General features: G+C 72.2%; 23 protein-coding genes. 21 read left to right on the top strand and 2 right to left on the bottom strand.

Annotated features, from left to right (window positions below):
* Window positions 1-22: 22 nt before the first annotated feature.
* From aroC to aroB, 3 genes are read left to right on the top strand one after another with little or no spacing between them, the layout of a single operon-like run.
* Entirely contained in the window at window positions 23-1,246 is a 1,224-nt protein-coding gene (aroC, locus tag ASG70_RS02410) for a chorismate synthase (protein WP_056882274.1), read from the top strand.
* Complete coding sequence (locus ASG70_RS02405; protein WP_156399780.1) at window positions 1,243-1,806, top strand: shikimate kinase; 564 nt, start codon at window positions 1,243-1,245, stop codon at window positions 1,804-1,806. The genes aroC and ASG70_RS02405 overlap by 4 nt, the downstream gene beginning before the upstream one ends.
* The gene (gene aroB / locus ASG70_RS02400) at window positions 1,803-2,906 is read left to right on the top strand and encodes a 3-dehydroquinate synthase (RefSeq protein WP_056882272.1); all 1,104 of its coding nucleotides are present in this window, start codon (window positions 1,803-1,805) and stop codon (window positions 2,904-2,906) included. The genes ASG70_RS02405 and aroB overlap by 4 nt, the downstream gene beginning before the upstream one ends.
* 45 nt (window positions 2,907-2,951) lie before the next feature.
* On the opposite strand, the gene ASG70_RS02395 is transcribed toward aroB, so the two are convergent.
* Window positions 2,952-3,893 carry an aldo/keto reductase gene (locus ASG70_RS02395; protein ID WP_200949174.1) on the bottom strand — a complete coding sequence of 314 codons (942 nt, stop codon included), beginning with the start codon at window positions 3,891-3,893 and terminating at the stop codon, window positions 2,952-2,954.
* 196 nt (window positions 3,894-4,089) lie between these two features.
* Between ASG70_RS02395 and efp the strand changes: the two genes are divergently transcribed.
* Genes efp through ASG70_RS02380 form a run of 3 tightly spaced genes read left to right on the top strand, consistent with a single transcriptional unit; the run spans window position 4,090 to window position 5,563 of the window.
* Window positions 4,090-4,650: an elongation factor P gene (efp, locus tag ASG70_RS02390; RefSeq protein ID WP_056882270.1), complete on the top strand. Its 561-nt coding sequence runs from the start codon at window positions 4,090-4,092 to the stop codon at window positions 4,648-4,650.
* On the top strand, window positions 4,650-5,063 hold the full coding sequence (nusB, locus tag ASG70_RS02385) for a transcription antitermination factor NusB (RefSeq protein WP_056882269.1): 414 nt from the start codon (window positions 4,650-4,652) through the stop codon (window positions 5,061-5,063). The genes efp and nusB overlap by 1 nt, the downstream gene beginning before the upstream one ends.
* Before the next feature lie 2 nt (window positions 5,064-5,065).
* Window positions 5,066-5,563, top strand: a complete 498-nt coding sequence (locus tag ASG70_RS02380; protein ID WP_056882268.1) for a GNAT family N-acetyltransferase — start codon at window positions 5,066-5,068, stop codon at window positions 5,561-5,563.
* 161 nt (window positions 5,564-5,724) lie between these two features.
* Here the strand turns inward: ASG70_RS02380 and ASG70_RS02375 are convergent, their stop codons facing one another.
* Window positions 5,725-6,681, bottom strand: coding sequence for a plastocyanin/azurin family copper-binding protein (locus tag ASG70_RS02375; RefSeq protein ID WP_056882267.1), 957 nt, complete (start codon window positions 6,679-6,681; stop codon window positions 5,725-5,727).
* 262 nt (window positions 6,682-6,943) lie between these two features.
* On the opposite strand from ASG70_RS02375, the gene pyrR reads away from it, so the two are divergent.
* The 15 genes from pyrR (at window position 6,944) to ASG70_RS02300 (ending at window position 23,933) form a co-directional block, all read left to right on the top strand.
* On the top strand, window positions 6,944-7,540 hold the full coding sequence (gene pyrR, locus ASG70_RS02370; RefSeq protein ID WP_082589986.1) for a bifunctional pyr operon transcriptional regulator/uracil phosphoribosyltransferase PyrR: 597 nt from the start codon (window positions 6,944-6,946) through the stop codon (window positions 7,538-7,540).
* Window positions 7,537-8,529: an aspartate carbamoyltransferase catalytic subunit gene (locus tag ASG70_RS02365; protein ID WP_056882265.1), complete on the top strand. Its 993-nt coding sequence runs from the start codon at window positions 7,537-7,539 to the stop codon at window positions 8,527-8,529. The genes pyrR and ASG70_RS02365 overlap by 4 nt, the downstream gene beginning before the upstream one ends.
* Window positions 8,529-9,818: a dihydroorotase gene (locus tag ASG70_RS02360; protein WP_056882264.1), complete on the top strand. Its 1,290-nt coding sequence runs from the start codon at window positions 8,529-8,531 to the stop codon at window positions 9,816-9,818. The genes ASG70_RS02365 and ASG70_RS02360 overlap by 1 nt, the downstream gene beginning before the upstream one ends.
* The gene (locus ASG70_RS02355) at window positions 9,815-10,465 is read left to right on the top strand and encodes a hypothetical protein (RefSeq protein ID WP_056882263.1); all 651 of its coding nucleotides are present in this window, start codon (window positions 9,815-9,817) and stop codon (window positions 10,463-10,465) included. The genes ASG70_RS02360 and ASG70_RS02355 overlap by 4 nt, the downstream gene beginning before the upstream one ends.
* Window positions 10,462-11,649, top strand: a complete 1,188-nt coding sequence (gene carA, locus ASG70_RS02350) for a glutamine-hydrolyzing carbamoyl-phosphate synthase small subunit (RefSeq protein WP_056882262.1) — start codon at window positions 10,462-10,464, stop codon at window positions 11,647-11,649. Before ASG70_RS02355 ends, carA begins: the two co-directional genes overlap by 4 nt.
* A 2-nt stretch (window positions 11,650-11,651) precedes the next feature.
* Window positions 11,652-14,975: a carbamoyl-phosphate synthase large subunit gene (carB, locus tag ASG70_RS02345; RefSeq protein WP_056882261.1), complete on the top strand. Its 3,324-nt coding sequence runs from the start codon at window positions 11,652-11,654 to the stop codon at window positions 14,973-14,975.
* Window positions 14,972-15,877 carry a dihydroorotate dehydrogenase electron transfer subunit gene (locus tag ASG70_RS02340; RefSeq protein WP_056882260.1) on the top strand — a complete coding sequence of 302 codons (906 nt, stop codon included), beginning with the start codon at window positions 14,972-14,974 and terminating at the stop codon, window positions 15,875-15,877. Before carB ends, ASG70_RS02340 begins: the two co-directional genes overlap by 4 nt.
* Complete coding sequence (locus ASG70_RS02335) at window positions 15,877-16,881, top strand: dihydroorotate dehydrogenase (RefSeq protein ID WP_056882259.1); 1,005 nt, start codon at window positions 15,877-15,879, stop codon at window positions 16,879-16,881. The genes ASG70_RS02340 and ASG70_RS02335 overlap by 1 nt, the downstream gene beginning before the upstream one ends.
* Complete coding sequence (gene pyrF / locus ASG70_RS02330) at window positions 16,878-17,765, top strand: orotidine-5'-phosphate decarboxylase (RefSeq protein ID WP_056882258.1); 888 nt, start codon at window positions 16,878-16,880, stop codon at window positions 17,763-17,765. The genes ASG70_RS02335 and pyrF overlap by 4 nt, the downstream gene beginning before the upstream one ends.
* Before the next feature lie 151 nt (window positions 17,766-17,916).
* Window positions 17,917-18,234: an integration host factor, actinobacterial type gene (gene mihF / locus ASG70_RS02325; protein ID WP_056882257.1), complete on the top strand. Its 318-nt coding sequence runs from the start codon at window positions 17,917-17,919 to the stop codon at window positions 18,232-18,234.
* The gene (gene gmk, locus ASG70_RS02320) at window positions 18,231-18,815 is read left to right on the top strand and encodes a guanylate kinase (RefSeq protein WP_056882256.1); all 585 of its coding nucleotides are present in this window, start codon (window positions 18,231-18,233) and stop codon (window positions 18,813-18,815) included. Before mihF ends, gmk begins: the two co-directional genes overlap by 4 nt.
* Window positions 18,816-18,868: 53 nt before the next feature.
* Window positions 18,869-19,132 carry a DNA-directed RNA polymerase subunit omega gene (gene rpoZ, locus ASG70_RS02315; RefSeq protein ID WP_056882255.1) on the top strand — a complete coding sequence of 88 codons (264 nt, stop codon included), beginning with the start codon at window positions 18,869-18,871 and terminating at the stop codon, window positions 19,130-19,132.
* A 32-nt stretch (window positions 19,133-19,164) separates the two neighbouring features.
* The gene (locus ASG70_RS02310) at window positions 19,165-20,472 is read left to right on the top strand and encodes a phosphopantothenate--cysteine ligase family flavoprotein (RefSeq protein ID WP_056882254.1); all 1,308 of its coding nucleotides are present in this window, start codon (window positions 19,165-19,167) and stop codon (window positions 20,470-20,472) included.
* A gap of 78 nt (window positions 20,473-20,550) precedes the next feature.
* The gene (gene metK / locus ASG70_RS02305; RefSeq protein WP_056882253.1) at window positions 20,551-21,771 is read left to right on the top strand and encodes a methionine adenosyltransferase; all 1,221 of its coding nucleotides are present in this window, start codon (window positions 20,551-20,553) and stop codon (window positions 21,769-21,771) included.
* A gap of 107 nt (window positions 21,772-21,878) precedes the next feature.
* Complete coding sequence (locus ASG70_RS02300) at window positions 21,879-23,933, top strand: primosomal protein N' (RefSeq protein WP_056882252.1); 2,055 nt, start codon at window positions 21,879-21,881, stop codon at window positions 23,931-23,933.
* The last annotated feature ends 659 nt before the right edge of the window (window positions 23,934-24,592 follow it).

The raw sequence follows: 24,592 nt of genomic DNA, 5'->3' as shown, positions 1-24,592 counted from the left end.
GGGTGCATGGGAGGATCGGGCCATGCTCCGCTGGTTGACCGCAGGTGAGTCCCACGGCCCAGCCCTCCTCGCGACGCTCGAGGGGCTGCCGGCCGGCGTCGAGGTGACGACCAAGGACGTTGCGAGTGCGCTGGCCCGCCGTCGGCTGGGGTTCGGCCGCGGCGCCCGGATGAAGTTCGAGCAGGACGAGGTCGAGTTCCTCGGTGGAGTGCGCCACGGCGTGACGATGGGTTCGCCCGTCGCGGTCCGGATCGGCAACACCGAGTGGCCCAAGTGGGAGACCGTCATGTCCCCTGACCCGGTGTCGGACGAGGCCTACGCCGCCTCCGACGACGTCAACGCGGAGAAGGAGGTGGCCCGCAACCGGCCGCTCACCCGTCCGCGTCCCGGCCACGCCGACCTCGTGGGGATGCAGAAGTACGGCTTCGACGACGCGCGCCCGGTGCTCGAGCGGGCGTCCGCCCGCGAGACCGCCGCCAGGGTTGCCCTCGGCGAGGTCGCCGCGCGCTTCCTGGAGCAGGCCTACGGCATCCGCCTCGTCTCCCACACCGTCGCCATCGGCACCGCCGGTGTCGCGGACGACGCCGTGCTGCCCACCCCCGACCAGGTCGAGCAGATCGACGCCGACCCGGTGCGGACGCTCGACGCCGCGGGGTCCGCCGTCATGGTCGCGGAGGTCGAGGCGGCCAAGAAGGACGGCGACACCCTCGGCGGTGTCGTCGAGGTGCTCGCCTACGGCCTGCCGCCGGGGCTCGGCTCACACGTCCACTGGGACCGGCGACTCGACGCCCAGCTCGCAGCGGCCCTCATGGGCATCCAGGCGATCAAGGGCGTGGAGGTCGGCGACGGCTTCCGCACCGCCGCCCGCCGCGGCTCCGCCGCCCACGACGAGATGGAGCGCGGGCCCGACGGCACGATCCACCGCCGCACCGGCCGCGCCGGCGGAACCGAGGGCGGCATGTCCACCGGCGACGTGCTGCGCGTGCGCGCCGCGATGAAGCCCATCTCGACCGTGCCCCGCGCGCTCGACACCATCGACACCACCGGGGCCGAGGCGGCCAAGGCGATCCACCAGCGGTCCGACGTGTGCGCCGTGCCCGCCGCGGGCGTTGTCGCCGAGGCCATGGTCGCGCTGACGCTGGCCCAGGCGTGCGTCGAGAAGTTCGGCGGCGACTCCGTCGCCGAGACCTCGCGCAACCACGCGGCATACCTCGCCTCGATCCCGGAGGCGATGCGCACGTGGTGACCTCTCCCACGGGGGCGGCGCCCGCGCGCCCGCTCGCCGTCGTCATCGGTCCGCCCGGCGCAGGCAAGAGCACCATCGCCCGCCGCCTTGCGGCCGCCCTCGGAGTGCGTTGGCACGACACGGACTCCGCGATCGAGGCCGCGCAGGGTGCATCGATCTCGGACATCTTCGTCGACCACGGCGAGGAGCACTTCCGTGCCCTCGAGCGCGACGAGGTGGCCCACGCGCTCACCGAGTCGGACGTGGTCGTCTCCGTCGGCGGTGGTGCCCCGATCGACGCGGGCACGCAGGAGCTCCTCCGTGGCCACACCGTGGTCTTCCTCGACGTCGGCATCGCTGACGCCGCGCGGCGGATCGGCTTCGAGGGCAACCGCCCGCTGCTCATGGTCAACCCCCGGGCGAGCTGGACGAAGATGATGAACGAGCGCCGCGCCACCTACGAGAAGCTGGCCACGGTCCGCGTCGACACCGCCGGCCGCAAGCCGGCGGACATCGTGCAGGAGATCGTCGCCGCACTGGGGCACGCGACCGACGAGCGCACGCCGGAGGATCCCGCATGAGCGACGCGACACGGATCAGCGTCGGCGGCGACTACGACGTCGTCATCGGCACCGGCCTGCTCGACGAGCTCCCCGGCCTGGTCGGGGAGGGAGTGCAGCGGGTGCTCGTCGTGCACCCGCGTGCGTTGGCCGCGACCGGCGAAGCAGTGCGAGAAGACCTGCGCGCCAAGGGTTTCGAGGCGTATGCCGCCGAGGTGCCAGACGCCGAGGAGGCCAAGACCTCGCAGGTCGCGGCCTTCCTCTGGGGCGTCCTGGGCCAGGCCGGCTTCACGCGCTCCGACGCCATCGTGACGGTCGGCGGGGGAGCCACGACCGACCTCGGCGGGTTCGTCGCGGCCACCTGGCTGCGCGGCATCCGGGTGGTCCACGTCCCCACGACGCTGCTGGGCATGGTCGACGCCGCCGTCGGGGGCAAGACGGGCATCAACACCAGCGAGGGAAAGAACCTCGTCGGGGCGTTCCACCCGCCGGCCGGCGTGCTCTGCGACCTCGCGACGCTGGAGACGCTGCCCGTGCACGACTTCACCGCCGGGCTGGCGGAGGTCGTCAAGTGCGGCTTCGTCGCCGACCCCGTGATCCTCGACCTCGTCGAGGCCGACCCCGAGGGGGTGCGCAGCCCGGCCGGCACCCACGTCCGCGAGCTCATCGAGCGCGCCGTACGGGTCAAGGCCGACATCGTCGCCCATGACCTCAAGGAGTCGTCGCTGCGCGAGGTGCTCAACTACGGCCACACCTTCGGGCACGCCGTCGAGCACGTGGAGCGCTATGCGTTCCGGCACGGGGCGGCCGTCTCCATCGGCATGGTCTACGTCGCCGAGTTGGCGCGGCTGGCCGGCAAGATCGACGACGGCCTCGTGGACCGGCACCGGTCGGTGCTGACCAGCCTCGGCCTGCCAGTCACGTACCGGGCCGACCGGTGGCCGCAGCTGCTCGACGCCATGAAGCGCGACAAGAAGTCGCGGGGCTCGTTGCTGCGGTTCGTGGTGCTCTCCGGGCTCGCCCGTCCCACGCGGCTGGAGGGTCCCGACCCCGCGCTGCTGCAGGCGGCGTACGCCGAGATCGGCGCCGATGTCCGACCCGGCGGAGCCATCAGCCTGTGACGGGTACCGCGCCGGGTCGCCCCGGCTGGGTCGCGTCCAGCTCGGCTAGATCGCGTCCAGCTCGGCGAGGTCGGCAGCGGTAGGTGTCCACGCCACGGCGCGGGCGTTGCGCTCGACCTGGGCGGCGGACGTCGCGCCCGCGATGACCGAGGCCACCTGTGGCTGGGCGGCGAGGCCGCCGATGGCGACGTCGAGCAGCTCGACACCGCGCGCGTCGGCGAACGACTGCAGGGCCTCGACCCGGTCCCAGTCGGCGTCGTCGAGCCAGCCGGCCCGGTCGGCCTCGAGGGCCGCGCGAGAGCCGGGAGGGGCAGCTGCACCGCGCTGGTACTTGCCGGTGAGCAGGCCCCGGGCGAGGGGGAAGAACGGGAGCAACCCGAGCTCGAAGCGCTCGCAGGCCGGCGTCACCTCGTTCTCGACGGTGCGGTCGAGCAGTGAGTACTCGTTCTGCACCGACACGAACGAGGCCAGGCCCGCGGTCGCCGACGTCCACGAGGCGTCCGCGACCTGCCAGCCGTCGAAGTTGGAGCAACCGACATAGAGAACCTTGCCCTCGCGGACGAGGTCGGTGAGGGCCTCGAGCGTCTCGGCGATCGGGGTGAGTGGGTCGGGGCGGTGCAGCTGGTAGAGGTCGATGTGGTCGGTCTGCAGGCGCCGCAGGCTGGCCTCCACCGCACGACGGACGTAGCGGCGCGACCCCCGCGCGCCGAAGTCCTCGCCGTTGGCGCCCTGCATGTCCATCCCGAACTTGGTGGCGACGACGAACTCGTCACGTTGGCCCTGCAGCGCCTGGCCGAGCATCTCCTCGCTCTGCCCGGGGTGGCCGCCGTAGATGTCGGCGGTGTCGAGCAGGGTCACGCCCGTCTCGCGCGCGGCACGCAACAGGTCGTCGAGGCCGTCCTGGTCGACGCGCCGGCCGAAGGCGTTGCAGCCGATGCCGACCGCGCTGACCATGAGGCCGCTGCCGCCGAGGGGTCGGTAGTCCATGTCGCTCATCCCTCCACCCTAGGTCGGCGCCGGTCTGCAGGCCCGGGCGGTGCACGGCCCGTGTGCAGGTCCAGCGATTCGGGGGACACCCATCCCCGCGGCTAGACTGTCCGGCGACTCCCACTCCTGAACACTCCGGAGCACTCGCGCGCGCCTGCGCAGCGCGCAGTACCGGCTCATCGAAAGCGACTGACACGTGGCATCGACCAACGACCTCAAGAACGGCCTGGTCCTCAACCTCGAGGGCCAGCTCTGGTCCGTCGTGGAGTTCCAGCACGTCAAGCCCGGCAAGGGCCCGGCATTCGTGCGGACCAAGCTCAAGAACGTCCTGTCCGGCAAGGTCGTCGACAAGACCTTCAACGCAGGCGTCAAGGTCGAGACCGCGAACGTCGACCGTCGCGACATGCAGTACCTGTACAAGGACGGGTCCGACTACGTCTTCATGGACGGCGACACCTACGACCAGATCCACATCCCCGAGGCCACCGTCGGCGACGCCGCCAACTACCTCCTCGAGAACCAGACCGCGCAGGTCGCCACGCACGACGGCTCCGTCCTCTACGTCGAGCTGCCGACGTCCGTGGTCCTCGAGATCACCTACACCGAGCCGGGCCTGCAGGGCGACCGCTCCACCGGCGGCACCAAGCCGGCGACCCTCGAGACCGGCGCCACGATCAACGTGCCGCTGTTCCTCGAGCAGGGCACCAAGGTCAAGGTCGACACCCGTGACGGGTCGTACCTCGGCCGCGTGAGCTAGTGGCTGCTCGCTCCAAGGCGCGCAAGCGCGCCGTCGACATCCTGTTCGAGGCCGAGCAGCGGGGGCTCAACGCCCGCGACCTGCTCGCCGAGCGGCTCGCCAAGCCGGTCACCGAGGCGCCGCTGAACCAGTACACCGCCGACCTCGTCGAGGGCGTCGTGGCCCACTGGACCGCCATCAACGAACTGCTCGCGACCTACTCGCAGGGCTGGACCGTCGAGCGCATGCCCAGCGTCGACCGCGCGATCCTGCGCCTCGGCGCGTTCGAGGTGCTGTACTCCGACGAGGTCCCCGAGGGCGTTGCCATCGCCGAGGCGGTCGACCTGGCCACGAGCCTGTCCACGGACGACTCGCCGAAGTTCGTCAACGGCCTCCTCGCCCGGCTCGCCGAGGTCAAGCCCACGCTGGCCTGACCATGGCCGTCGCCGTCCGTCTCGCCCTCGCCGCCGACCTCTCGTCGGTGCAGGGGGTCGAGGACGCGGCGGACCAGCTCTTCGCCGAGCTGATGGACGTCTCGACGTGGGGGAGCGGCCCGACAGGTGAGGAGCGAGCGGCCGAGCCGGGGTTCCTGCTCGTCGCGGCCGACGCCGACGGGGTCGTGGGGTTCGCCCACGTCCTCGACCTCGACGGCCACACCCACCTCGAGCAGATCGCGGTGCTCCCCGAGCGCACGCGGCAGGGCATCGGCTCGGTGCTGCTCGAGGAGGCGTGCCGGTACGCCGCCGAGCAGGGAGCGCGGGAGGTGACCCTGCGCACCTTCGCGGACGTCCCGTGGAACGCGCCGTTCTACGCGCGGCACGGGTTCGTGGTGCTGGCGCCGGAGCCCGCCTGGATGGCGCCGCTGCAGGAGGCCGAGGAACGCGTGGGCCTGCCCCGTCAGGGCACCCGGGTCGCGATGGTGCGCCACCTCTGACGACCGTCCCGTCCCGGTTCCGTGCGGGCTTTGGGCCCATGGGCCGAAAGTTGGGCGCTGGGTACGGGGCTGGGGCTGGGCTTTGAGCCCATGGGCCGAAAGTTGGGGGCTGGGTGACGTCCACCCCCTCGGAAGGCTCCCGAGGGGGTGGACGGAATGGGTCAGGGCAGGACGGTCACGTCCCCGACCATCCCCATGTCGTCGTGGATGGCGCAGATGTAGGGGAACGTGCCGGCCTTGGTGAAGGTCACGACGAACGGTGCCCCGGGTGCGAGCACGCCGCTGTTGAGGTCACCGCCGGCGTAGTGCTTCGGGTCGCCCGACGGCCCCAGGACAGCCGGGATCGGCGGCTCGTGGCCGAAGGTCACCGTGTGGGGCGCGCCCGGTCCGGCGACGCTGAACGTCACGGTGTCACCAACGTGCACGGTGGCGTGGGTGCGGATGAAGCGCATCACCGAGAAGCCGTTGCCGTCGATGCCGGCCTGGACCTGGCCGCTCTTGGCCGGGTGGGCCTCCTTGGCCTGCTCCCACGCCCTCATGCCCCGGTCGAGGAGCACCTGGCCCTGGCGGTGTCCCACCTGGTTGTAGTCCGCCTGGGTGTACGGGTAGGCCGTGCCGGCCGCCCGGACGTGGACGACGCCCTTCATCATCACGCCGTGCAGCAGGCAGTAGTAGGTGAAGTCGCCGGTCTTGGTGAACTTCAGGTCGTAGGACATGGCGGGCTTGGTGAAGGTGAAGATCGGCTGCGTCGCGATGATCCCCGAGTTGGTGTAGCCCGTGCCGTCGTAGCGGTGCGTGCCCTGCGCCATCGTCTGCATCGGGTCGGACGGGTTGAAGTCCGGCAACGTCGTCCCCGGTACGAGGAACGTGACGGTGTGGGGCTCGGCGCTCCCAGCCGTCCAGTGGACGGTGTCTCCCCGGTCGATCCAGACCTGCCTGGGGAGGAAGGACATGGCGCTGACCGCCATGTCGGGGGTCTCGGCGCCGACCTTGACGTGCCAGGTGACGGGAGCGGGTGCCGCCGTGGCGGACTGGCCGACGGCGAGCGGGAGTGCGACTGCGATGAGGCCGGCGACGAACAGGGCGAGGCGCCGTCGCGGCAGGACTTTCCTGTGCATGGTGGGTGTTCCTGACCTTGTGGAGGGGGTCGGTGCGGCGACCTTGGCTGGATCGCTCGTTCACCCCTGCACCGCGGGCAGTCCATGAGCCACACTGCTCGCTCCGCGGGACCGCGTCATCAGGCACAAGGACTACGCGCTAAGGTGGAGGCGTTCGACATCCTTTAACGACCTGTCCTGTGAGGCAGGGAAGGAGGTCCTGGCGCCTGTGCGTCCTGACTCAGCCGTACCCCGTCCGGTCGAAGCCCCGTCCCCGGCTCCCGTGACCACTCCCGTGGCGACCCCCACCGCCCCTGGCGCCGCGGGCTCAGCCGCCCCCTCGCGCACGGTGCTCTCGGCGAGCGATGTCTCCCGGGCGCTGCGCCGGGTGGCCCATGAGATCCTCGAGCACAACAAGGGCGGCGCCGACCTGGTCGTCCTCGGCATCCCGAGCCGCGGCGTCGCGCTGGCCAGGCGCCTGGCCGCGGTCATGGAGTCCGTCGAGGGCCGACCCGTCCCCGTCGGCGCGCTCGACGTCACGATGCACCGCGACGACCTGCGCCGGCAGCCGACCCGCAGCCCCATGCACACCGACATCCCCGAGCCGGGCATCGACGACAAGGTCGTGGTGCTCGTGGACGACGTCCTCTACTCGGGCCGTACGGTGCGTGCCGCCCTCGACGCCCTCTCCGACCTCGGGCGCCCGCGTGCGGTCCGCCTCGCCGTGCTGGTCGACCGCGGGCACCGTGAGCTCCCGATCCGCGCCGACCACGTCGGCAAGAACCTTCCGACGGCCAGCACCGAGCGGGTCTCGGTGCGGCTGCTCGAGCACGACGGCGTCGAGGACCAGGTCACCATCGCGGCGGGAGAGAGCCGATGAGCACCAGCGCCCGCCCGCTCGCCCCGCCGCACCGACGCGTACGGCGCCACCTGCTGTCCTCGGCCGACCTCGACCGCTCGCAGGTGCGGGCCATCCTCGACACGGCCGCGGAGATGCACGGCGTCCAGCAGCGCGAGGTCAAGAAGCTCCCGACCCTGCGTGGCCGGACGGTGGTGAACCTGTTCTTCGAGGACTCCACCCGCACGCGCAGCTCGTTCGAGATCGCCGGGAAGTGGCTGTCCGCAGACGTCATCAACATCAGCGGCAAGGGGTCGTCGACGTCGAAGGGAGAGTCCCTGCGCGACACGGTCATGACCGTCGCCGCGATGGGGGTCGACGCGCTGGTCGTCCGCCACCACGCCAGCGGAGCCGCCCACCAGGTCAGCCAGTGGGTCGACGCCCACGTGGTCAACGCCGGGGACGGCACCCACGAGCACCCCACGCAGGCGCTGCTCGACGCATACACGATGGAGCGCCGCCTGGGTGACCTCGAGGGCCGCCACGTCGTCATCGTCGGCGACCTGACCCACTCGCGCGTGGTCCGCTCCAACCTCATCACCCTACGCACGCTCGGCGCCCGGGTCACGCTGGTGGCCCCGCCGACCCTCATGCCCAGCGGCATCGGGGCCTGGTCCCAGGCTGACGGCTTCGACCTGTCGCACGACCTCGACGCCGTGCTGCCCACCGCCGACGCCGTGATGATGCTGCGGGTGCAGCGCGAGCGGATGAGCGGTGGCTTCTTCCCGACCCCGCGCGAGTACACCGTCGGCTACGGCCTGACGCGCCCCCGCCTCGACGCGCTCATGGCGGCGAACGCCGACGCCGTGATCTGCCACCCCGGCCCGATGAACCGCGGCCTGGAGATCTCCCCGGACGCCGCCGACGCCGCCTCGTCCCTGGTCCTCGACCAGGTGAGCGCCGGGGTCGCGGTCCGGATGAGCGTGCTCTACCACCTGCTTGCCGGCAACGACGAGGGAGAGGACAGCTGATGCCCAGCCTGCTCATCACCGGCGCCGACCTCCTCGGCCGTGGCGCCGCGGACGTCCTCGTCGAGGACGGTGTCATCACCGAGGTCGGCTCCATCCGCTCGGCGAGGGGCGCTGACGTCCTCGACGCCGACGGGCTCGTGGCGCTGCCCGGCCTGGTCGACCTGCACACCCACCTGCGCGAGCCCGGCCGCGAGGACGCCGAGACGATCGCCTCGGGCGCGGCCGCCGCAGCCGTGGGTGGCTTCACCGCGGTCCTCGCCATGGCCAACACCGACCCCGTGACCGACACGGCCGAGGCCGCCGAGCGCATCCTCGACCTGGGGCGGACCACCGGGCTGGTCGACGTCATCCCGGTCGGTGCCGTCACCAAGAGCTTGGCCGGGGAGGAGCTCGCCGAGCTCGGGCTCATGCACCGCTCCCGTGCACGCACCACCGTCTTCTCCGACGACGGCAGGTGCGTCCACGACGCCCGGGTGATGCGGCGCGCGCTGGAGTACGTCCGCGCCTTCGGCGGGGTCGTCAGCCAGCACGCCCAGGACCCGCACCTCGCCGGACCGCAGGCCTGTGCCCACGAGGGCGAGCTCTCCGGACGCCTCGGACTGCCCGGCTGGCCCGGTGTCGCCGAGGAGTCCGTCGTCGCCCGCGACGTCATGCTCGCCCGGCACACCGGCTCCCGGGTGCACGTCGCCCACGTCTCCACCGCGGGCACCGTCGAGGTCGTCCGGTGGGCCAAGGCGCAGGGCATCGCAGTGACCGCCGAGGTCACGCCGCACCACCTCGTGCTGACCACCGACCTGCTCGCCGGCTACGACCCGACCTTCAAGGTCAACCCGCCGCTGCGGCCGCAGGAGGACGTCGACGCCCTGCGCGCAGCGCTGGCCGACGGCACGATCGACGCGGTCGCCACCGACCACGCCCCGCACGCCCGCCAGGACAAGGAGCACGCGTTCGTCGACGCGGCGTTCGGCATGCTCGGTCTCGAGACCGCGCTGGCCGTGGTCAGCGACGTGATGGTCGGCTCGGGCCTGCTCGACTGGGCCGGGGTCGCCCGCGTCATGTCGCAGGCACCCGCACGGATCGCCGGGCTCGGCACGCACGGCGGCGCGCTCGAGGTCGGCGACGCGGCCCACATCACGCTGGTCGACCCCACCGCCGAGCTGACCGTGGACCGGGGCGCCAGCCTGTCCCTGTCCCGCAACAACCCCTGGCACGGACGCATGCTCCGGGGTGCGGTGCACGCCACGGTGTTCGGTGGTCGCGTGACCGCCCAGAAGGGAGCGCTCGCATGACCCGCCTGCAAGCCGTCGGCGTCCTCCTCGTCGCCCTCGGTCTGATATACGGCCTGCTGTACGTCGCGTGGCTGCGCAAGCAGCGCCGCCACACGTCCGCCGCGGTCGCCACCGAGACCACGCGCGGCGACGGGGGGACGCAGCCGGACGAGGTTGGTCCCGTGGGAGCCCGGCTCGTCGTCGAAGGCACCTACATCAGCACCACCACCGCGGTGAGCCGCCTCGAGCGGGTCACCGTCGAGGGCCTCGGCAACCGCGCACGGGCCACCCTCACGGTCACCCGCGGCAACCCCGACGAGCTGGTGCGCATCGAGCGCCAGGGCGAGTCGAGCGTGGTCGTCACCGCGGGCCGGCTCGTCTCGGTGCGCCGTGACCGCGGCATGGTCGGCAAGTTCGTCGGGAGCAACCGGGTGCTCGTGCTGCAGTGGCGCGCCGACGACGACGCCCTCTACGAGACCGGCTTCCTCCCGCGCTACAAGGCCGACGTCGAGCGCGTCGAGTCGGCCCTGTGGTGGCACACCGGCGAGACCGCCGCGCGGGCGCAGAGCTCGAGCGAGCGCCCGTCCGGCGAGACGTCGCCCCTGGCCGCCACCCCCACCCCTCCCGTCACCGATTCCCCTGCGACCGAAGGAAAGTCCGCCTCATGACCTCTCCCGCACACCTCGCCCCGCGCGGAGCCGCCGTCCTGGTCCTCGAGGACGGCAGGGCGTTCCGCGGTGAGGCCTACGGTGCCACCGGCCGGACCGTCGGTGAGGCGGTGTTCTCCACCGGCATGACCGGCTACCAGGAGACCCTCACCGACCCCAGCTACCGCCGGCAGGTCGTCGTCATGACCGCGCCCCACGTCGGCAACACCGGGGTCAACGACGAGGACCACGAGTCACGCAGGATCTGGGTGGCCGGCTACGTCGTGCGCGACCCCGCCCTGCGCCCCTCCAACTGGCGGTCACAGAGGTCCCTGGAGGACGACCTGCGCGAGCAGGGCGTCGTCGGGATCAGCGGCATCGACACCCGCGCCCTGACCCGGCACCTGCGCGAGCGGGGCGCCATGCGGGTCGGCATCTTCTCCGGCGACGACGCCGAGCAGCCGGTGTCCCAGCTGACCTCGGTCGTGCAGGAGGCGCCGCTGATGGCCGGCTCCGCCCTCGCGGCGGAGGTCACCACCCCGCAGGCGTACGTCGTGCCGGCGGTGGGGGAGAAGCGCTTCACCGTCGCGGCCCTCGACCTCGGCATCAAGGCCATGACCCCCACCATGCTGGCCCAGCACGGCATCGAGGTGCACGTGCTGCCTGCGACCTCGACCTTCGAGCAGGTCCGCGCCGTCGGCGACGACGGGCCGGACGGCGTCTTCTTCTCCAACGGCCCCGGTGACCCGGCGACGGCGGACGCCGAGGTGGCGGTCCTGCGCGAGGTCCTCGACGCGCGGATCCCCTTCTTCGGCATCTGCTTCGGCAACCAGCTCCTGGGCCGCGCGCTCGGGTTCGGCACCTACAAGCTCAAGTACGGCCACCGCGGGATCAACCAGCCCGTCATGGACCGCACCACCGGCAAGGTCGAGGTCACCGCCCACAACCACGGCTTCGCGGTGGACGCACCGCTCGACGGCGAGGTGACCGCGCCCGCGGACGCCGACGGCACGGCGTACGGCCGCGTGCGGGTCTCGCACGTGTGCCTCAACGACGACGTGGTCGAGGGCCTCGAGTGCCTCGACCTGCCCGCCTACTCCGTCCAGTACCACCCGGAGGCGGCCGCCGGACCCCACGACGCGGCCTACCTCTTCGACCGGTTCGTAGAGCTGATGAGCAACAACGAGAAGGGACTCGGTCTCTAGACATGGGTAAGCGCGACGACATCAAGAGCGTCCTCGTCATCGGCTCCGGGCCGATCGTCATCGGCCAGGCCTGCGAGTTCGACTACTCCGGGACGCAGGCCTGCCGAGTGCTCCGTGAGGAGGGCATCCGAGTCATCCTCGTCAACTCCAACCCTGCGACGATCATGACCGACCCGGAGTTCGCCGACGCGACCTACGTCGAGCCCATCACCCCCGAGGTGGTCGAGGCCATCATCGCCCGCGAGCGCCCCGACGCCGTGCTGGCGACCCTCGGCGGCCAGACCGCCCTCAACTGCGCGATCTCGCTGCACGAGGCGGGGGTCCTGGAGAAGTACGGCTGCCCGCTGATCGGCGCCAACGTCGAGGCGATCCAGCTCGGCGAGGACCGCGAGAAGTTCAAGGGCGTCGTCGAGCGCTGCGGCGGCGAGTCCGCCCGTTCGCTCATCTGCCACACCATGGACGAGCTGCTCGCCGGTGCCGAGGACCTCGGGTACCCGGTCGTGGTGCGCCCGTCGTTCACCATGGGTGGGCTCGGGTCCGGGTTCGCCTACGACGAGGCCGACCTGCGCCGGATCGGCGGCGCGGGCCTGCAGTACAGCCCGGTCACCGAGGTGCTCCTCGAGGAGTCCATCCTCGGCTGGAAGGAGTACGAGCTCGAGGTCATGCGCGACCACGCCGACAACGTCGTGGTCGTCTGCTCGATCGAGAACCTCGACCCGATGGGCGTCCACACGGGCGACTCGATCACCGTCGCCCCCGCCCTGACCCTGACCGACCGCGAGTACCAGCGGCTGCGCGACCTCGGCATCGCGATCATCCGGGAGGTCGGCGTCGATACCGGCGGCTGCAACATCCAGTTCGCGGTCAACCCCGCGGACGGACGGATCATCGTCATCGAGATGAACCCCCGCGTCTCCCGGTCGAGCGCCCTGGCGTCCAAGGCGACCGGCTTCCCGATCGCCAAGATCGCCGCGAAGATGGCCATCGGCTACACCCTCGACGAGGTGCCGAACGACATCACCCGCGAGACGCCCGCGTCCTTCGAGCCGAGCCTCGACTACGTCGTCGTCAAGGTGCCGCGCTTCGCGTTCGAGAAGTTCCCGGCGGCTGACCCGACGCTGACCACGACGATGAAGTCCGTCGGTGAGGCGATGGCCATCGGGCGCAACTTCACCGAGGCGTTGCAGAAGGCACTGCGGTCGATGGAGCGCAGGGACAGCACGTTCCACTGGGACGGCCCCAAGCCCAGCGTCGAGCAGGCACGCACCTACCTGCACACGGCCAAGACCCCCACGGACGGCCGCATCGTCACCGTCCAGCAGGCACTGCGGGGTGGCCTGTCGGTCGAGGAGGTCCACGAGGCGACGGGCATCGACCCGTGGTTCCTCGACCAGATGGAGCTCATCAACGCGATCGCCGACCAGGTGGCCGCGGCGACCGAGCTGACCCCCCAGCTGCTGCGCCTCGCCAAGCGGCACGGGTTCTCCGACACCCAGGTCGCGTCGCTGCGCGGGATGCCCGAGGCCGTCGTCCGCGGGGTCCGCCACGCCCTGGGCGTGCGCCCGGTCTACAAGACGGTCGACACCTGCGCCGCGGAGTTCGCGGCCCGGACGCCGTACCACTACAGCTCCTACGACGAGGAGACCGAGGTGCAGCCGCGCGACAAGCCGGCCGTCCTCATCCTCGGCAGCGGCCCCAACCGCATCGGCCAGGGCGTCGAGTTCGACTACTCCTGCGTCCACGCCAGCTTCGCCCTGCGCGACGCCGGCTACGACACGGTGATGGTCAACTGCAACCCCGAGACCGTCTCGACCGACTACGACACCAGCTCGCGCCTCTACTTCGAGCCCCTCACCCTCGAGGACGTCCTCGAGGTCGTGCACGCCGAGCAGCAGGCCGGCCCGGTGGCCGGCGTCATCGTGCAGCTCGGTGGCCAGACGCCGCTCGGCCTCGCCAAGGCCCTCAAGGAGGCCGGGGTCCCGATCGTCGGCACGAGTCCCGAGGCCATCGACCTCGCCGAGGACCGCGGCGCCTTCGGCCGTGTGCTCCACGAGGCGAAGCTGCCCGCGCCCAGGCACGGCACGGCGTACAGCGCCGAGGAGGCTGTCGAGGTCGCGCAGGAGATCGGGTACCCCGTCCTCGTGCGTCCCTCCTACGTCCTCGGTGGGCGTGGCATGGAGATCGTGTACGACGACGAGACCCTCTCGGGCTACGTCACCCGCGCGACCATCGCCAGCCCCGAGCACCCCGTCCTCGTCGACCGGTTCCTCGACGACGCGATCGAGATCGACGTCGACGCCCTCTACGACGGCACCGAGATGTACCTCGGCGGGATCATGGAGCACATCGAGGAGGCCGGCATCCACTCCGGTGACTCGGCCTGCACCCTGCCGCCGGTCACGCTCGGTGTCGCCGAGCTCGAGCGGGTCCGCGAGGCGACGCTCAAGCTCGCCGAGGGCATCGGCGTGCGCGGCTTGATGAACGTGCAGTTCGCCCTCGCCCAGGACGTCCTCTACGTCCTCGAGGCCAACCCCCGCGCCTCGCGCACCGTGCCGTTCGTCGCCAAGGCGACCGGCGTGCCGGTGGCCAAGGCCGCCGCCCGGGTCATGCTCGGCGCGACCATCAAGGAGCTGCGCGAGGAGGGGCTGCTGCCGCCCTACGGCGACGGCGGCACCATGCCGAGCGACGCGCCCGTGGCGGTCAAGGAAGCAGTCCTGCCGTTCAAGCGGTTCCGCACCCGCGAGGGCCAGGTCGTCGACAGCCTCCTCGGGCCGGAGATGCGCTCCACGGGTGAGGTCATGGGCATCGACGACGACTTCGGGACGGCGTTCGCCAAGGGGATGCTGGCCGCCGGGTCCGGGCTGCCGCGCGAGGGCAAGGTCTTCGTGTCGGTCGCCAACCGCGACAAGCGCGCCATGATCTTCCCGGTCAAGCGACTCGCCGACCTCGGCTTCACGATCGTCGCCACCACCGGCACCTCGGAGGTGTTGCGCCGCAACGGGATCGCCTCCGAGGTCGTGCACAAGGTCAGCGAGCGGGGTCTCGACGAGGAGAGCATCGTCGACCTCATCCTCGACGGCGGCATCGCCATGGTCGTCAACACCCCGAGCGGTCCCAACGCCCGGGCCGACGGCTACGCGATCCGCGCCGCGACGACGTCGATGGACCGGCCGATCGTGACGACCGTGCAGGAGCTCGCGGCCGCGGTGCAGGGCATCGAGGCCCAGATGCGGGGTGACTTCACCGTCAAGCCGCTGCAGGAGCACGCCCGCGACCTCGACCTCTACGGGCGCACGCCGGCCGACCTCGCAGGGGGTGTCGCGTGAGCGGGGCGACCACGCACGGTACGCGTCCGGGCAGCGGTGTCGTGCGGGTGACCGGTGAGCTCATCGCGACCCGCCGCGTCGGCGCCTACCACCACCTCACGTTCGTGGCGCCCGGCCTCGCCGAGCTCGCCCGCCCGGGCCAGTTCGTGGCCCTCGCCGTCGGGGGGCCGACGAGCGCCAACCTGCTGCGGCGGTGCTTCTCGATCCACAAGGTGAGCCCCTCCGGGACGTACGGCGGCACCGTGGACGTGGTCGTCGCCGCGCACGGCCCCGGCACCACGTGGATCACCGAGCTGCGCGCGCACGACGAGGTCGACATCGTGGGGCCCCTGGGCAGGGCGTTCCCGCTGCCCAAGGAGCCGGTCCCGTGCGTCCTCGTCGGCGGCGGCTACGGCAGCGCGCCGCTGTTCTGGCTCGCCGAGGCGCTGCGCGACCGGGGCTGCCACGTCGAGATGGTCCTCGGCGCCGCCACCGAGTCCAAGCTGTTCGGGGTCGTCGAGGCGCGCCGGCACGCCGACGGCGTGACCGTGACCACCGACGACGGCTCGATGGGCACCCGGGGCTGGGTCTCCGACGTGCTGCCCGAGGTGATCCGCCGCACCGGCGCCGCCGTGGTCTACGGCTGCGGGCCGATGGGGATGCTCGAGTCGATCACCGACGTGGCCACCGCCGAGGGCGCGGTCGCCCAGGTCGCGGTGGAGGAGTCCATGGCGTGCGGCGTGGGGGTCTGCATGACCTGCGTGATGCCCGTCGTCGGCAAGGACGGCGCCACCCGCATGGTGCGCTCCTGCGTCGAGGGCCCGGTGTTCCGCGGCGACCGGGTGCGCTGGGACGCGTTCTCCGACGGGTGGTGCCGCGTGCCCGACGACGCGGTCGGTGCGCCGAGGGCAGGGGGCCACTGATGACGCTCACCTCCGCCGACACCGTCGCTGCGACGACGGCCACCTCCGTGGACATGTCGGTCGACCTCGCCGGACGCCACCTCCCGAGCCCGATGATGACCGCCTCCGGCTGCGCCGCCAACGGTCGTGAGCTCGGCCGGTTCTTCGACGTCGCCGAGCTCGGGGCGTTCGTCACCAAGTCGGTGATGGCCGACCCGCGCTCCGGGCGCGGCACCCCGCGCATGGCCGAGACCCCGTCGGGGATGCTCAACTCCATCGGCCTGCAGGGACCCGGCATCTCGGCGTTCGTCGAGCACGACCTGGCCTGGCTCAAGCAGGCCGGCGCCCGCACGCTCGTCTCCGTCGCCGGCGGCACCAGCGGCGAGTTCGCCGACGTGGCGGCCACCCTGCGCGCGAGTGACGCGTTCGACTCCGTCGTCGGGGTCGAGGTCAACATCTCCTGCCCCAACGTCGCCAACCGCGGGCTCGTCTTCGCCTGCGACCCCCTGGCGTCGGCGAAGGTCATCGCCCTCGTGCGCGAGCAGCTGCCGCGCGACGTACCCGTCTTCGCCAAGCTGACCCCGGACGTCACCGACATCGTCAGCGTCGCCCAGGCCTGTGTGAAGGCCGGGGCCAACGGCCTCACCATGATCAACACGCTGCTCGGCATGGTCATCGACACCGACCTGCTGCGGCCGCAGGTCGCCGGCGTCACCGGTGGCCTGTCCGGCCCGGCGGTCCGTCCCGTCGCGGTGCGCGCCGTCTGGCAGACCCGCGCTGCGATGCTCGAGGGCCGGCTCCCGTACGTGCCGATCATCGGCGTCGGGGGAGTGCGCACGGGCCGCGACGCGCTCGAGCTCGTGGCCGCCGGAGCCAGTGCCGTCCAGGTCGGCACGGCGACGTTCAACGACCCCTCCGCCCCGGTCCGCGTGGGCCGTGAGCTCGCAGGGTTGGTGCAGGACAAGGGTTTCACCCGGCTCGCCGACGTGGTGGGCATCGCACACGAGAGGCTGGCCCGCGCATGACGACCGGTGTGTCCCCGGCGACCACGACGACGAACGCGACGACCTTCGGTGAGCGGCTCCGTGCCGCCAGCGACGCCTTCGGGCCGCTGTGCGCGGGCATCGACCCCCACCGTGCGCTCGTGGAGTCGTGGGGGCTGACGTACGACGTCGACGGCCTCACCCGCTTCACCGAGACCTGCGTCGAGGCCTTCGCCGGCCACGTCGGGGTGGTCAAGCCGCAGTCGGCGTTCTTCGAGGTGTTCGGCTCGCGCGGCGTGGCGGTCCTCGAGCGTGCCGTCCTCGCCCTGCGCGAGGCAGGGACGCTCGTCATCCTCGACGGGAAGCGAGGCGACATCGGCTCCACCATGGCTGCGTACGCCGAGGCCTACCTGGCCGACGAGGCGCCCGCCCCGGCCGACGCGCTCACGGTGAGCCCCTACCTCGGCTTCGAGGCGCTGCGCCCGGCTCTGGACCTGGCCGCCCGCACCGGCCGGGGCGTCTTCGTCCTCGGACTGACGTCCAACCCCGAGGGGCGAGGTGTCCAGCACGCGCGGCTGCGCGACGTCAGCGTCGCCGAGACCATGGTCAAGGGGGCCGAGGTGGAGAACGCCGAGGCACGCTCACAGGGCCGCCTGGGCTCGGTCGGCCTGGTCGTCGGTGCGACGGTCGGCTCGGCCGTGCAGGAGCTCGGGCTCGACCTGGCCGCCTGCAACGGGCCGCTGCTGGCCCCCGGCGTCGGCGCCCAGGGAGGGACCCCCGAGGACCTCCGCCGCGTCTTCGGCGACGCCCTGCCCAACGTGCTGCCCTCCTCCAGCCGTGAGGTCCTGTCGGCCGGACCCGACGTCGCCCGCCTGCGCGAGCAGGCGGTGCGCACCAGCGCCAACCTCGCCGAGATCCTGCGCTAGGTCCATCGCCCGGGGTGGGCGCAGGACGGATCGCGTGGAGCTGTCCGGGTATGTCGCACCTCACCGAGAAACCCCGCGCCACGGTTGCTAGAGTCCAAGTGAACAGTGAAAACACCGTGCAGAAACCGCGCGCCCCACAAGGAGTAACACCGTGGCACTTCCCCCGTTGACGCCCGAGCAGCGAGCAGCGGCCTTGGAGAAGGCCGCAGTGGCCCGTCGCGAACGAGCCGCCGTCAAGAACCGGCTGAAGTACGCCCAGGGCTCGCTCAAGGAGGTCATCGCCGACGGCAAGGGCAACGACGTCGTGGGCAAGATGAAGGTCTCCGCCCTGCTGGAGTCCATGCCCGGTGTCGGTCGCGTGCGCGCCCGCCAGATCATGGAGGAGGTCGGCATCTCCGAGAGCCGCCGCGTCCGTGGGCTCGGGGCCAACCAGATCTCCGCGCTGCTCACCCGCTTCGACGAGGCGTGAGCGGCCCGACCCCCGTCGGCGAGCAGCGCCCCCAGCGCCTCGTCGTCCTCGCCGGTCCCACCGCGGTCGGCAAGGGCACCCTCTCGGCGTACGTCCGTGACCACTTCCCCGAGGTGTGGCTGTCGGTGAGCGCCACCACCCGCGCGCCGCGCCCCGGCGAGGCGGAGGGCGTGCACTACCACTTCGTCGACGAGGACGAGTTCTCGCGGATGGAGCGCGAGGGCGAGCTCATCGAGTCGGCGGTCGTCCACGGCCGCAACCACTACGGCACGCCCCGCGGTCCGGTGGAGCAGGCCCTGAGCGAGCACCGCATGGCCCTGCTCGAGATCGACCTGCAGGGCGCGCGCCAGGTCAGGGAGTCGATGCCCGAGGCGCTCTTCGTGTTCCTCGCCCCGCCGAGCTGGGACGAGCTGGTGCGCCGGCTGGTCGGGCGCGGCACCGAGGACGAGGAGGAGCGCACCCGCCGCCTGGAGACCGCGAAGGTCGAGCTGGCGGCGGAGGACGAGTTCGACGTGACCATCGTCAACGACGATGTTCGTCGGGCCGCCGAAGAACTCGTATCATTGATGCGATCCCACTGACGCCTGAGTCCGAACCAGCCTGCGTCGAACCAACAACAGGAGTGATTCCCCCCGTGTCTGGAACCGTCGCGAACCCGATCGGCATCACCAACCCGCCGATCGACGACCTGCTCACCAAGGCCGACTCCAAGTACGCCCTGGTCATCTACTCCGCCAAGCGCGCGCGTCAGATCAACGCCTACTACAGCCAGCTGCAGGAGGGCCTGCTCGAGTACGTCGGGCCGCTCGTCGACAGCCAGGTGCACGAGAAGCCGATGTCGATCGCGCTGCGCGAGATCAACGAGGGCCTGGTCACCTCCGAGCCGATCGAGAGCTGAGCCCGGCAGGGGAGCGGGGGAGCGACAGCGCAGTGGCGCGCATCGTTCTCGGTGTCGCGGGTGGTATCGCGGCCTACAAGGCCTGCTCGCTGCTGCGCCTGTTCACCGAGGCCGGCCACGAGGTGACCGTGGTGCCGACCGAGTCGGCCCTGCGCTTCGTGGGCGCGCCGACCTGGGAGGCCCTCTCGGGGCGCCCCGTGTCGACGGGTGTCTGGGACTCGGTGCACGAGGTGCCCCACGTCCGGATCGGCCAGTCCGCCGACCTGGTGGTGGTGGCCCCGGCCACGGCCGACCTGGTCGCCAAGGCCGCCCACGGGCTGGCCGGCGACCTGCTCACCAACGTGCTGCTCACCGCCCGCTGCCCGGTGGTCGTCGCCCCGGCGATGCACACCGAGATGTGGGACCACCCCGCCACGCAGGCCAACGTCTCCACCCTCATGGAGCGCGGGGTGCACGTGATCCCGCCCGTGTCGGGCCGCCTCACCGGCGCCGACACCGGTCCCGGCAGGCTCCCCGAGCCGGCCGACCTGTACGCCGTGTGCGAGCGCATCCTCGCCCATGGCATCCCCGTGCCCGCGCACGACAAGTACCCGGCTCGCGCCACACCGGTCGACGACGCCGACGTGGACGGCGGAGGGGCAGTCAGTGCCGCCGAGGGCGGCCTCGAGGGGCGCACCGTCGTCGTCTCCGCCGGGGGCACCCGTGAGCCGCTCGACCCGGTGCGGTTCCTGGGCAACCGCAGCTCGGGCAAGCAGGGGTATGCGCTCGCGGCCGTTGCTGCACGGCGTGGTGCCCACGTCGTGCTCGTCTCCGCCAACGCCGAGCTGGCCACGCCGCCCGGCGTGAGCGTCGTACCGGTGTCCACCGCGCTGGAGCTGCAGGCTGCGGTCGAGGAGGCAGCCGAGGGAGCCGACGTCGTCGTCATGGCAGCGGCCGTCGCCGACTTCCGGCCCGCCCACTACGCGGGCACCAAGATCAAGAAGTCGCACGACCCGACCGACCCCGACGCAGCCCCGGTCGTCGAGCTGGTGCGCAACCCCGACGTGCTCGCCGGGCTCGTCGAGCGGCGCGGCGACGAGGCGAGCCCCGTCATCGTCGGGTTCGCCGCGGAGACCGGCGACGATGAGGGCAGCGTCCTCGACCACGCCCGCGCCAAGCTCGCCCGCAAGGGCTGCGACCTGCTGGTGGTCAACGAGGTCGGGACCGACAAGACCTTCGGCCGCGACGACAACACGATCCACATCCTGCGGCAGGGGTCGAGCCACGTCGTCGACGCAGGTCCCGCGCCCAAGGACGAGGTCGCGGCTGCGGTGTGGGACGCCGTGCAGCAGATCTTGTGACCTAGGTACACTCGCGAGGTCCGTGCGGCCGAGGCTGGCGGGCCCGCAGCCAGCGCCGTTTCCTCGAAGGAGATTTGAGTGTCCGCACGCCTGTTCACGTCCGAGTCCGTCACCGAGGGCCACCCGGACAAGATCTGCGACCAGATCTCCGACTCCATCCTCGACGCGATGCTCGAGCAGGACGCCAGCAGCCGCGTGGCCGTGGAGACGCTGGTCACCACCGGCCTGGTCCACGTGGCCGGCGAGGTCGACACCCGCTCCTACGTGCCGATCCCGAAGATCGTGCGCGACACCATCAAGGGCATCGGCTACGACTCCTCGGAGAAGGGCTTCGACGGCGCGTCCTGCGGCGTGTCCATCTCCATCGGCGAGCAGTCGCCCGACATCGCCCAGGGCGTCGACACGGCCCACGAGAACCGCACCGGTGGCATCGACCCGCTGGACAAGCAGGGCGCCGGCGACCAGGGCCTGATGTTCGGCTACGCCTGCGAGGACACCCCCGAGCTGATGCCGCTGCCGATCTACCTCGCGCACCGGCTCGCCGAGCGCCTGACGGCCGTCCGCAAGTCCGGCCAGGTGGCCTACCTGCGCCCCGACGGCAAGACCCAGGTCACCATCGCCTACGAGGGCGACAAGGCCGTCAAGCTCGACACCGTCGTCCTGTCGACCCAGCACGCGCCCGACGTCTCGCTCGACGACCTGCTCGCGCCCGACATCGAGCAGCACGTCATCCGGCCCGTCCTGGCCGAGCTCGCCGAGACCGGCACCGACCTCGACACCTCCGCCTACCGCAGCCTGATCAACCCCACCGGGCGCTTCGAGATCGGCGGCCCCATGGGCGACGCCGGCCTCACCGGCCGCAAGATCATCGTCGACACCTACGGCGGCATGGCCCGCCACGGTGGCGGCGCGTTCTCCGGCAAGGACCCGTCGAAGGTCGACCGCTCGGCTGCCTACGCCATGCGCTGGGTCGCCAAGAACGTCGTGGCCGCGGGCCTGGCCCGCCGCTGCGAGGTCCAGGTCGCCTATGCCATCGGCAAGGCCCAGCCCGTCGGCCTCTACGTCGAGACGTTCGGCACCGAGACCGAGCCTGTCGACAAGATCCAGGACGCGATCACCTCCGTCTTCGACCTGCGCCCCGGTGCGATCGTCGACCAGCTCGACCTGCTGCGCCCGATCTACAAGGCCACGGCTGCCTACGGCCACTTCGGCCGGACCTCGGCTGCAGGCGTCGACAACGCGTTCACCTGGGAGCGCATCGACCGCGTCGAGCAGCTGCAGCGCGCCGTCAAGGGCTGACCACAGCGCCACCTGCACCTCCCGCGGCTCTCCACGAGACCGCACGAGCCGACCCGGCCGACGACCTGCCCAGTAGGGCTGTCGGCCGGGTCGACTAGTTTTCCGGTGTGAGCGAGCACCCGGGGTCCGAGCAGCTGGAGCTGATCCGCTCCGCGCTGCCCAAGGCCCCCCGCGCGGCCAAGGCTGCCGGCGAGGCGTTCGCGGCGACCGACCCGGTGGCCGCGGTCGTCGTGGACACCGGCCTTGCGCACCTCGACCGCCCGTTCGAGTACCTCGTGCCGGAGTCGCTGGCCGACACGGCCGTGCCGGGGGCCCGGGTCAAGGTGAGGTTCGCCGGCCAGGACCTCGACGGGTTCGTGGTCGAGCGCAAGGCGGCTGCCGACCACGACGGCCGGCTCGCCCCGTTGCGTCGGGTCGTGTCCTCGGAGGCGGTCCTCACCCCGGCGCTGATGCAGGTGGCGACCGACGTGGCGGCCCACTACGCGGGCACCCTGGGCGACGTCCTGCGCATGGCCGTCCCCCCGCGTCACGCAGCAGCCGAGAAGGCGCTAGCGCTCGAGCCGCCCGTCCCCGACCCGCTGCCCGCCACGGATGGCCCCGGGCCCGCGTGGAGCCGCTACCCGGCCGGACCCGCGTACGTCGCGCGCCTGGCCGCCGGTGAGTCGCCGGCGGCGTCGTGGCTGGCGCTGCCGGCGACGGACCCGGGTGCCGACTGGCCGGCAGCCCTCGCGGCAGCAGCGGCGGCCACCGTCGCAGGAGGGCGAGGGGCTGTGCTGGTCGTCCCGGACCACCGCGACGTCGCGCGGGTCGACGCCGCCCTGACCGCTGCCCTGGGCAAGGGGCGCCACGTCCGCCTCACGGCCGACCAGGGCCCGCAGGCCCGCTACACCGCGTGGCTCAAGGTGCTGAGGGGGCACGTCTCGGTCGTGGTCGGCACCCGCGCCGCGGCCTTTGCGCCCGTCCGCGACCTCGGCCTGGTGGCCTGGTGGGACGACGGCGACGACCTGCACTGTGAGCCCCGCGCCCCCTACCCCCACGTCCGCGAGGTGCTGCTCACCAGGGCCCGCGTGGAAGGTGCGGCGGTGCTGTCCGGGGGGTTCTCCCGCACCGTGACGGTGCAGCGGCTCGTCGACGACGCCACGCTGCGTCCCATCGTGGCGGCCGGTGTGCGTGGGGCCGTCCCGCGGGTCCGCGTCGCGGGGGAGGGGCACGAGCTCGACCGTGACCCCGCGGCCGCCAGCGCCCACCTGCCGTCCATCGCCTGGCGGACGGCCAAGGCAGCCCTCGAGTCAGGCCCGGTACTCGTCCAGGTGCCCCGGCGCGGCTACGTACCCTCGCTCGCCTGTCAGACCTGTCGCACCCCCGCCCGCTGCACCCACTGCTCCGGGCCGCTGGCGGTCGGTGGTCGAGCGGCCGAGCCGGCGTGCCGGTGGTGTGGCCGGGGTGTCGGGCGCTTCGAGTGCCGCCAGTGCGGCGGCCGCGAGCTGAGGTCGTCGGTCGTCGGTGCGCGGCGCACCGCGGAGGAGCTCGGGCGCGCTTTCCCCGGCGTGCCGGTGCACACCTCCGGAGCCGGCGCGGTGCTCGACACGGTCGCGGCCACCCCTGCGCTGGTCATCGCGACGCCGGGAGCGGAGCCCGTGGCCCTGGGCGGGTACGCCGCCACCCTGCTGCTCGACGCCTGGGCCTCGCTCGACCGCCCGACCCTGGACGCGGGGGAGGAGGCGCTGCGCCGGTGGCTCGCGGCGGCTGCCCTGACCCGTGGGTCCTCGGACGGTGGGCAGGTCGTGCTGTGTGGTGCACCCGGGCACACGACCATCCCTGCCGTGGAGGCCCTGGTGCGCTGGGACCCGGCGTGGTTCGCCCAGCGCGAGCTCGCCGACCGGGCGGCGTTGTCGCTGCCCCCGACCGTGGTCATGGCCGCGGTCAGTGGCGAGCGGCGGGCCGTCGAGGCGGCGGTGGCGCAGACCCGGTTCGAGGAGGACGTGGAGCGACTCGGGCCGTTGCCGCTCGGCGACGACACCGTGCGGATGCTGGTGCGGGTGCCCCTCGAGCGCCGCGGCGAGGCGACCTCGGCGCTGACGGCCATGAGGGCAGTACGCAGCGCCCGCAAGGAACCCGTCAGCGTGCAGGTGCGCGTCGACCCACCCGACCCCGCGTCGTGAACGGGAGCATGCCTCGCGATGCTCAACGGCCGGCCGCAGTCGCCTGCTCGGCTGAGCCGCTCACCGGCCGTCCGCATGCGTGGGGTGTCGTGCAACGCAAGGAGCGAGGGGGACCGATGAACTGGCGTCAAGTGATTGACCGAGGTTCGCGCGTCGGCGGATTGGCGCTCTGGCTCGTCCTGACAGGGTTCATCGGCCTCGGCGTCGTACTGGTGGGAGTCATCGTGCTCACGTGGGTCGCACGCGTGTTGGGCTGACTGCCCCTGTCGTCATCTGCTCGGTGGCGCCGGCGACGAGCTGTCGCGGGCGGTGGGGTGCTTCGTGGCCGCCGAAAGCCGACAATGTTGCCGTGCCGGAGGACCGCATGCGGGATGACGGAGGGTCGGCGGCCCCGTCAGGGGAGGTCGACAGCCTGGTGGCGGGTGTACCGGTGCGCCCGCTCCTCGCGGAGCTGGCCAGGAGACGACGTGGAGGTGGTCGGGCCGTCTGAGCCAGCCGGACCTGGATACCCGTCGTGTCTTCGGCTTGGTTCAGATCACTCGACCCGGCTCAAAGGACGCGGATGAGAGGACTCGGCTCAGAGGACGCGGATGAGGCCGCGGTCGGGGTTGGCGGGGTCGTCGAGCCAGGAGACGAACTCGGGTTCGGGTTCCGTAGGT

The sequence above is a fragment of the Phycicoccus sp. Soil748 genome, assembly GCF_001428025.1.
In the GTDB taxonomy this organism is placed as follows: Bacteria; Actinomycetota; Actinomycetes; order Actinomycetales; family Dermatophilaceae; genus Pedococcus.
Note: the sequence above shows the minus strand (reverse complement) of the source record. Positions and strands in the feature narration are given on the sequence as shown.

Excerpts from the sequence above, each read along its gene's own strand:
- aroC (WP_056882274.1), top strand. The coding sequence starts at position 23 with ATGCTCCGCTGGTTGACCGCAGGTGAGTCCCACGGCCCAGCCCTCCTC.
- aroB (WP_056882272.1), top strand. The coding sequence starts at position 1,803 with ATGAGCGACGCGACACGGATCAGCGTCGGCGGCGACTACGACGTCGTC.
- ASG70_RS02395 (WP_200949174.1), bottom strand. The coding sequence starts at position 3,893 with ATGGACTACCGACCCCTCGGCGGCAGCGGCCTCATGGTCAGCGCGGTC.
- ASG70_RS02380 (WP_056882268.1), top strand. The coding sequence starts at position 5,066 with ATGGCCGTCGCCGTCCGTCTCGCCCTCGCCGCCGACCTCTCGTCGGTG.
- ASG70_RS02375 (WP_056882267.1), bottom strand. The coding sequence starts at position 6,681 with ATGCACAGGAAAGTCCTGCCGCGACGGCGCCTCGCCCTGTTCGTCGCC.
- ASG70_RS02365 (WP_056882265.1), top strand. The coding sequence starts at position 7,537 with ATGAGCACCAGCGCCCGCCCGCTCGCCCCGCCGCACCGACGCGTACGG.
- ASG70_RS02360 (WP_056882264.1), top strand. The coding sequence starts at position 8,529 with ATGCCCAGCCTGCTCATCACCGGCGCCGACCTCCTCGGCCGTGGCGCC.
- ASG70_RS02355 (WP_056882263.1), top strand. The coding sequence starts at position 9,815 with ATGACCCGCCTGCAAGCCGTCGGCGTCCTCCTCGTCGCCCTCGGTCTG.
- carA (WP_056882262.1), top strand. The coding sequence starts at position 10,462 with ATGACCTCTCCCGCACACCTCGCCCCGCGCGGAGCCGCCGTCCTGGTC.
- carB (WP_056882261.1), top strand. The coding sequence starts at position 11,652 with ATGGGTAAGCGCGACGACATCAAGAGCGTCCTCGTCATCGGCTCCGGG.
- ASG70_RS02335 (WP_056882259.1), top strand. The coding sequence starts at position 15,877 with ATGACGCTCACCTCCGCCGACACCGTCGCTGCGACGACGGCCACCTCC.
- pyrF (WP_056882258.1), top strand. The coding sequence starts at position 16,878 with ATGACGACCGGTGTGTCCCCGGCGACCACGACGACGAACGCGACGACC.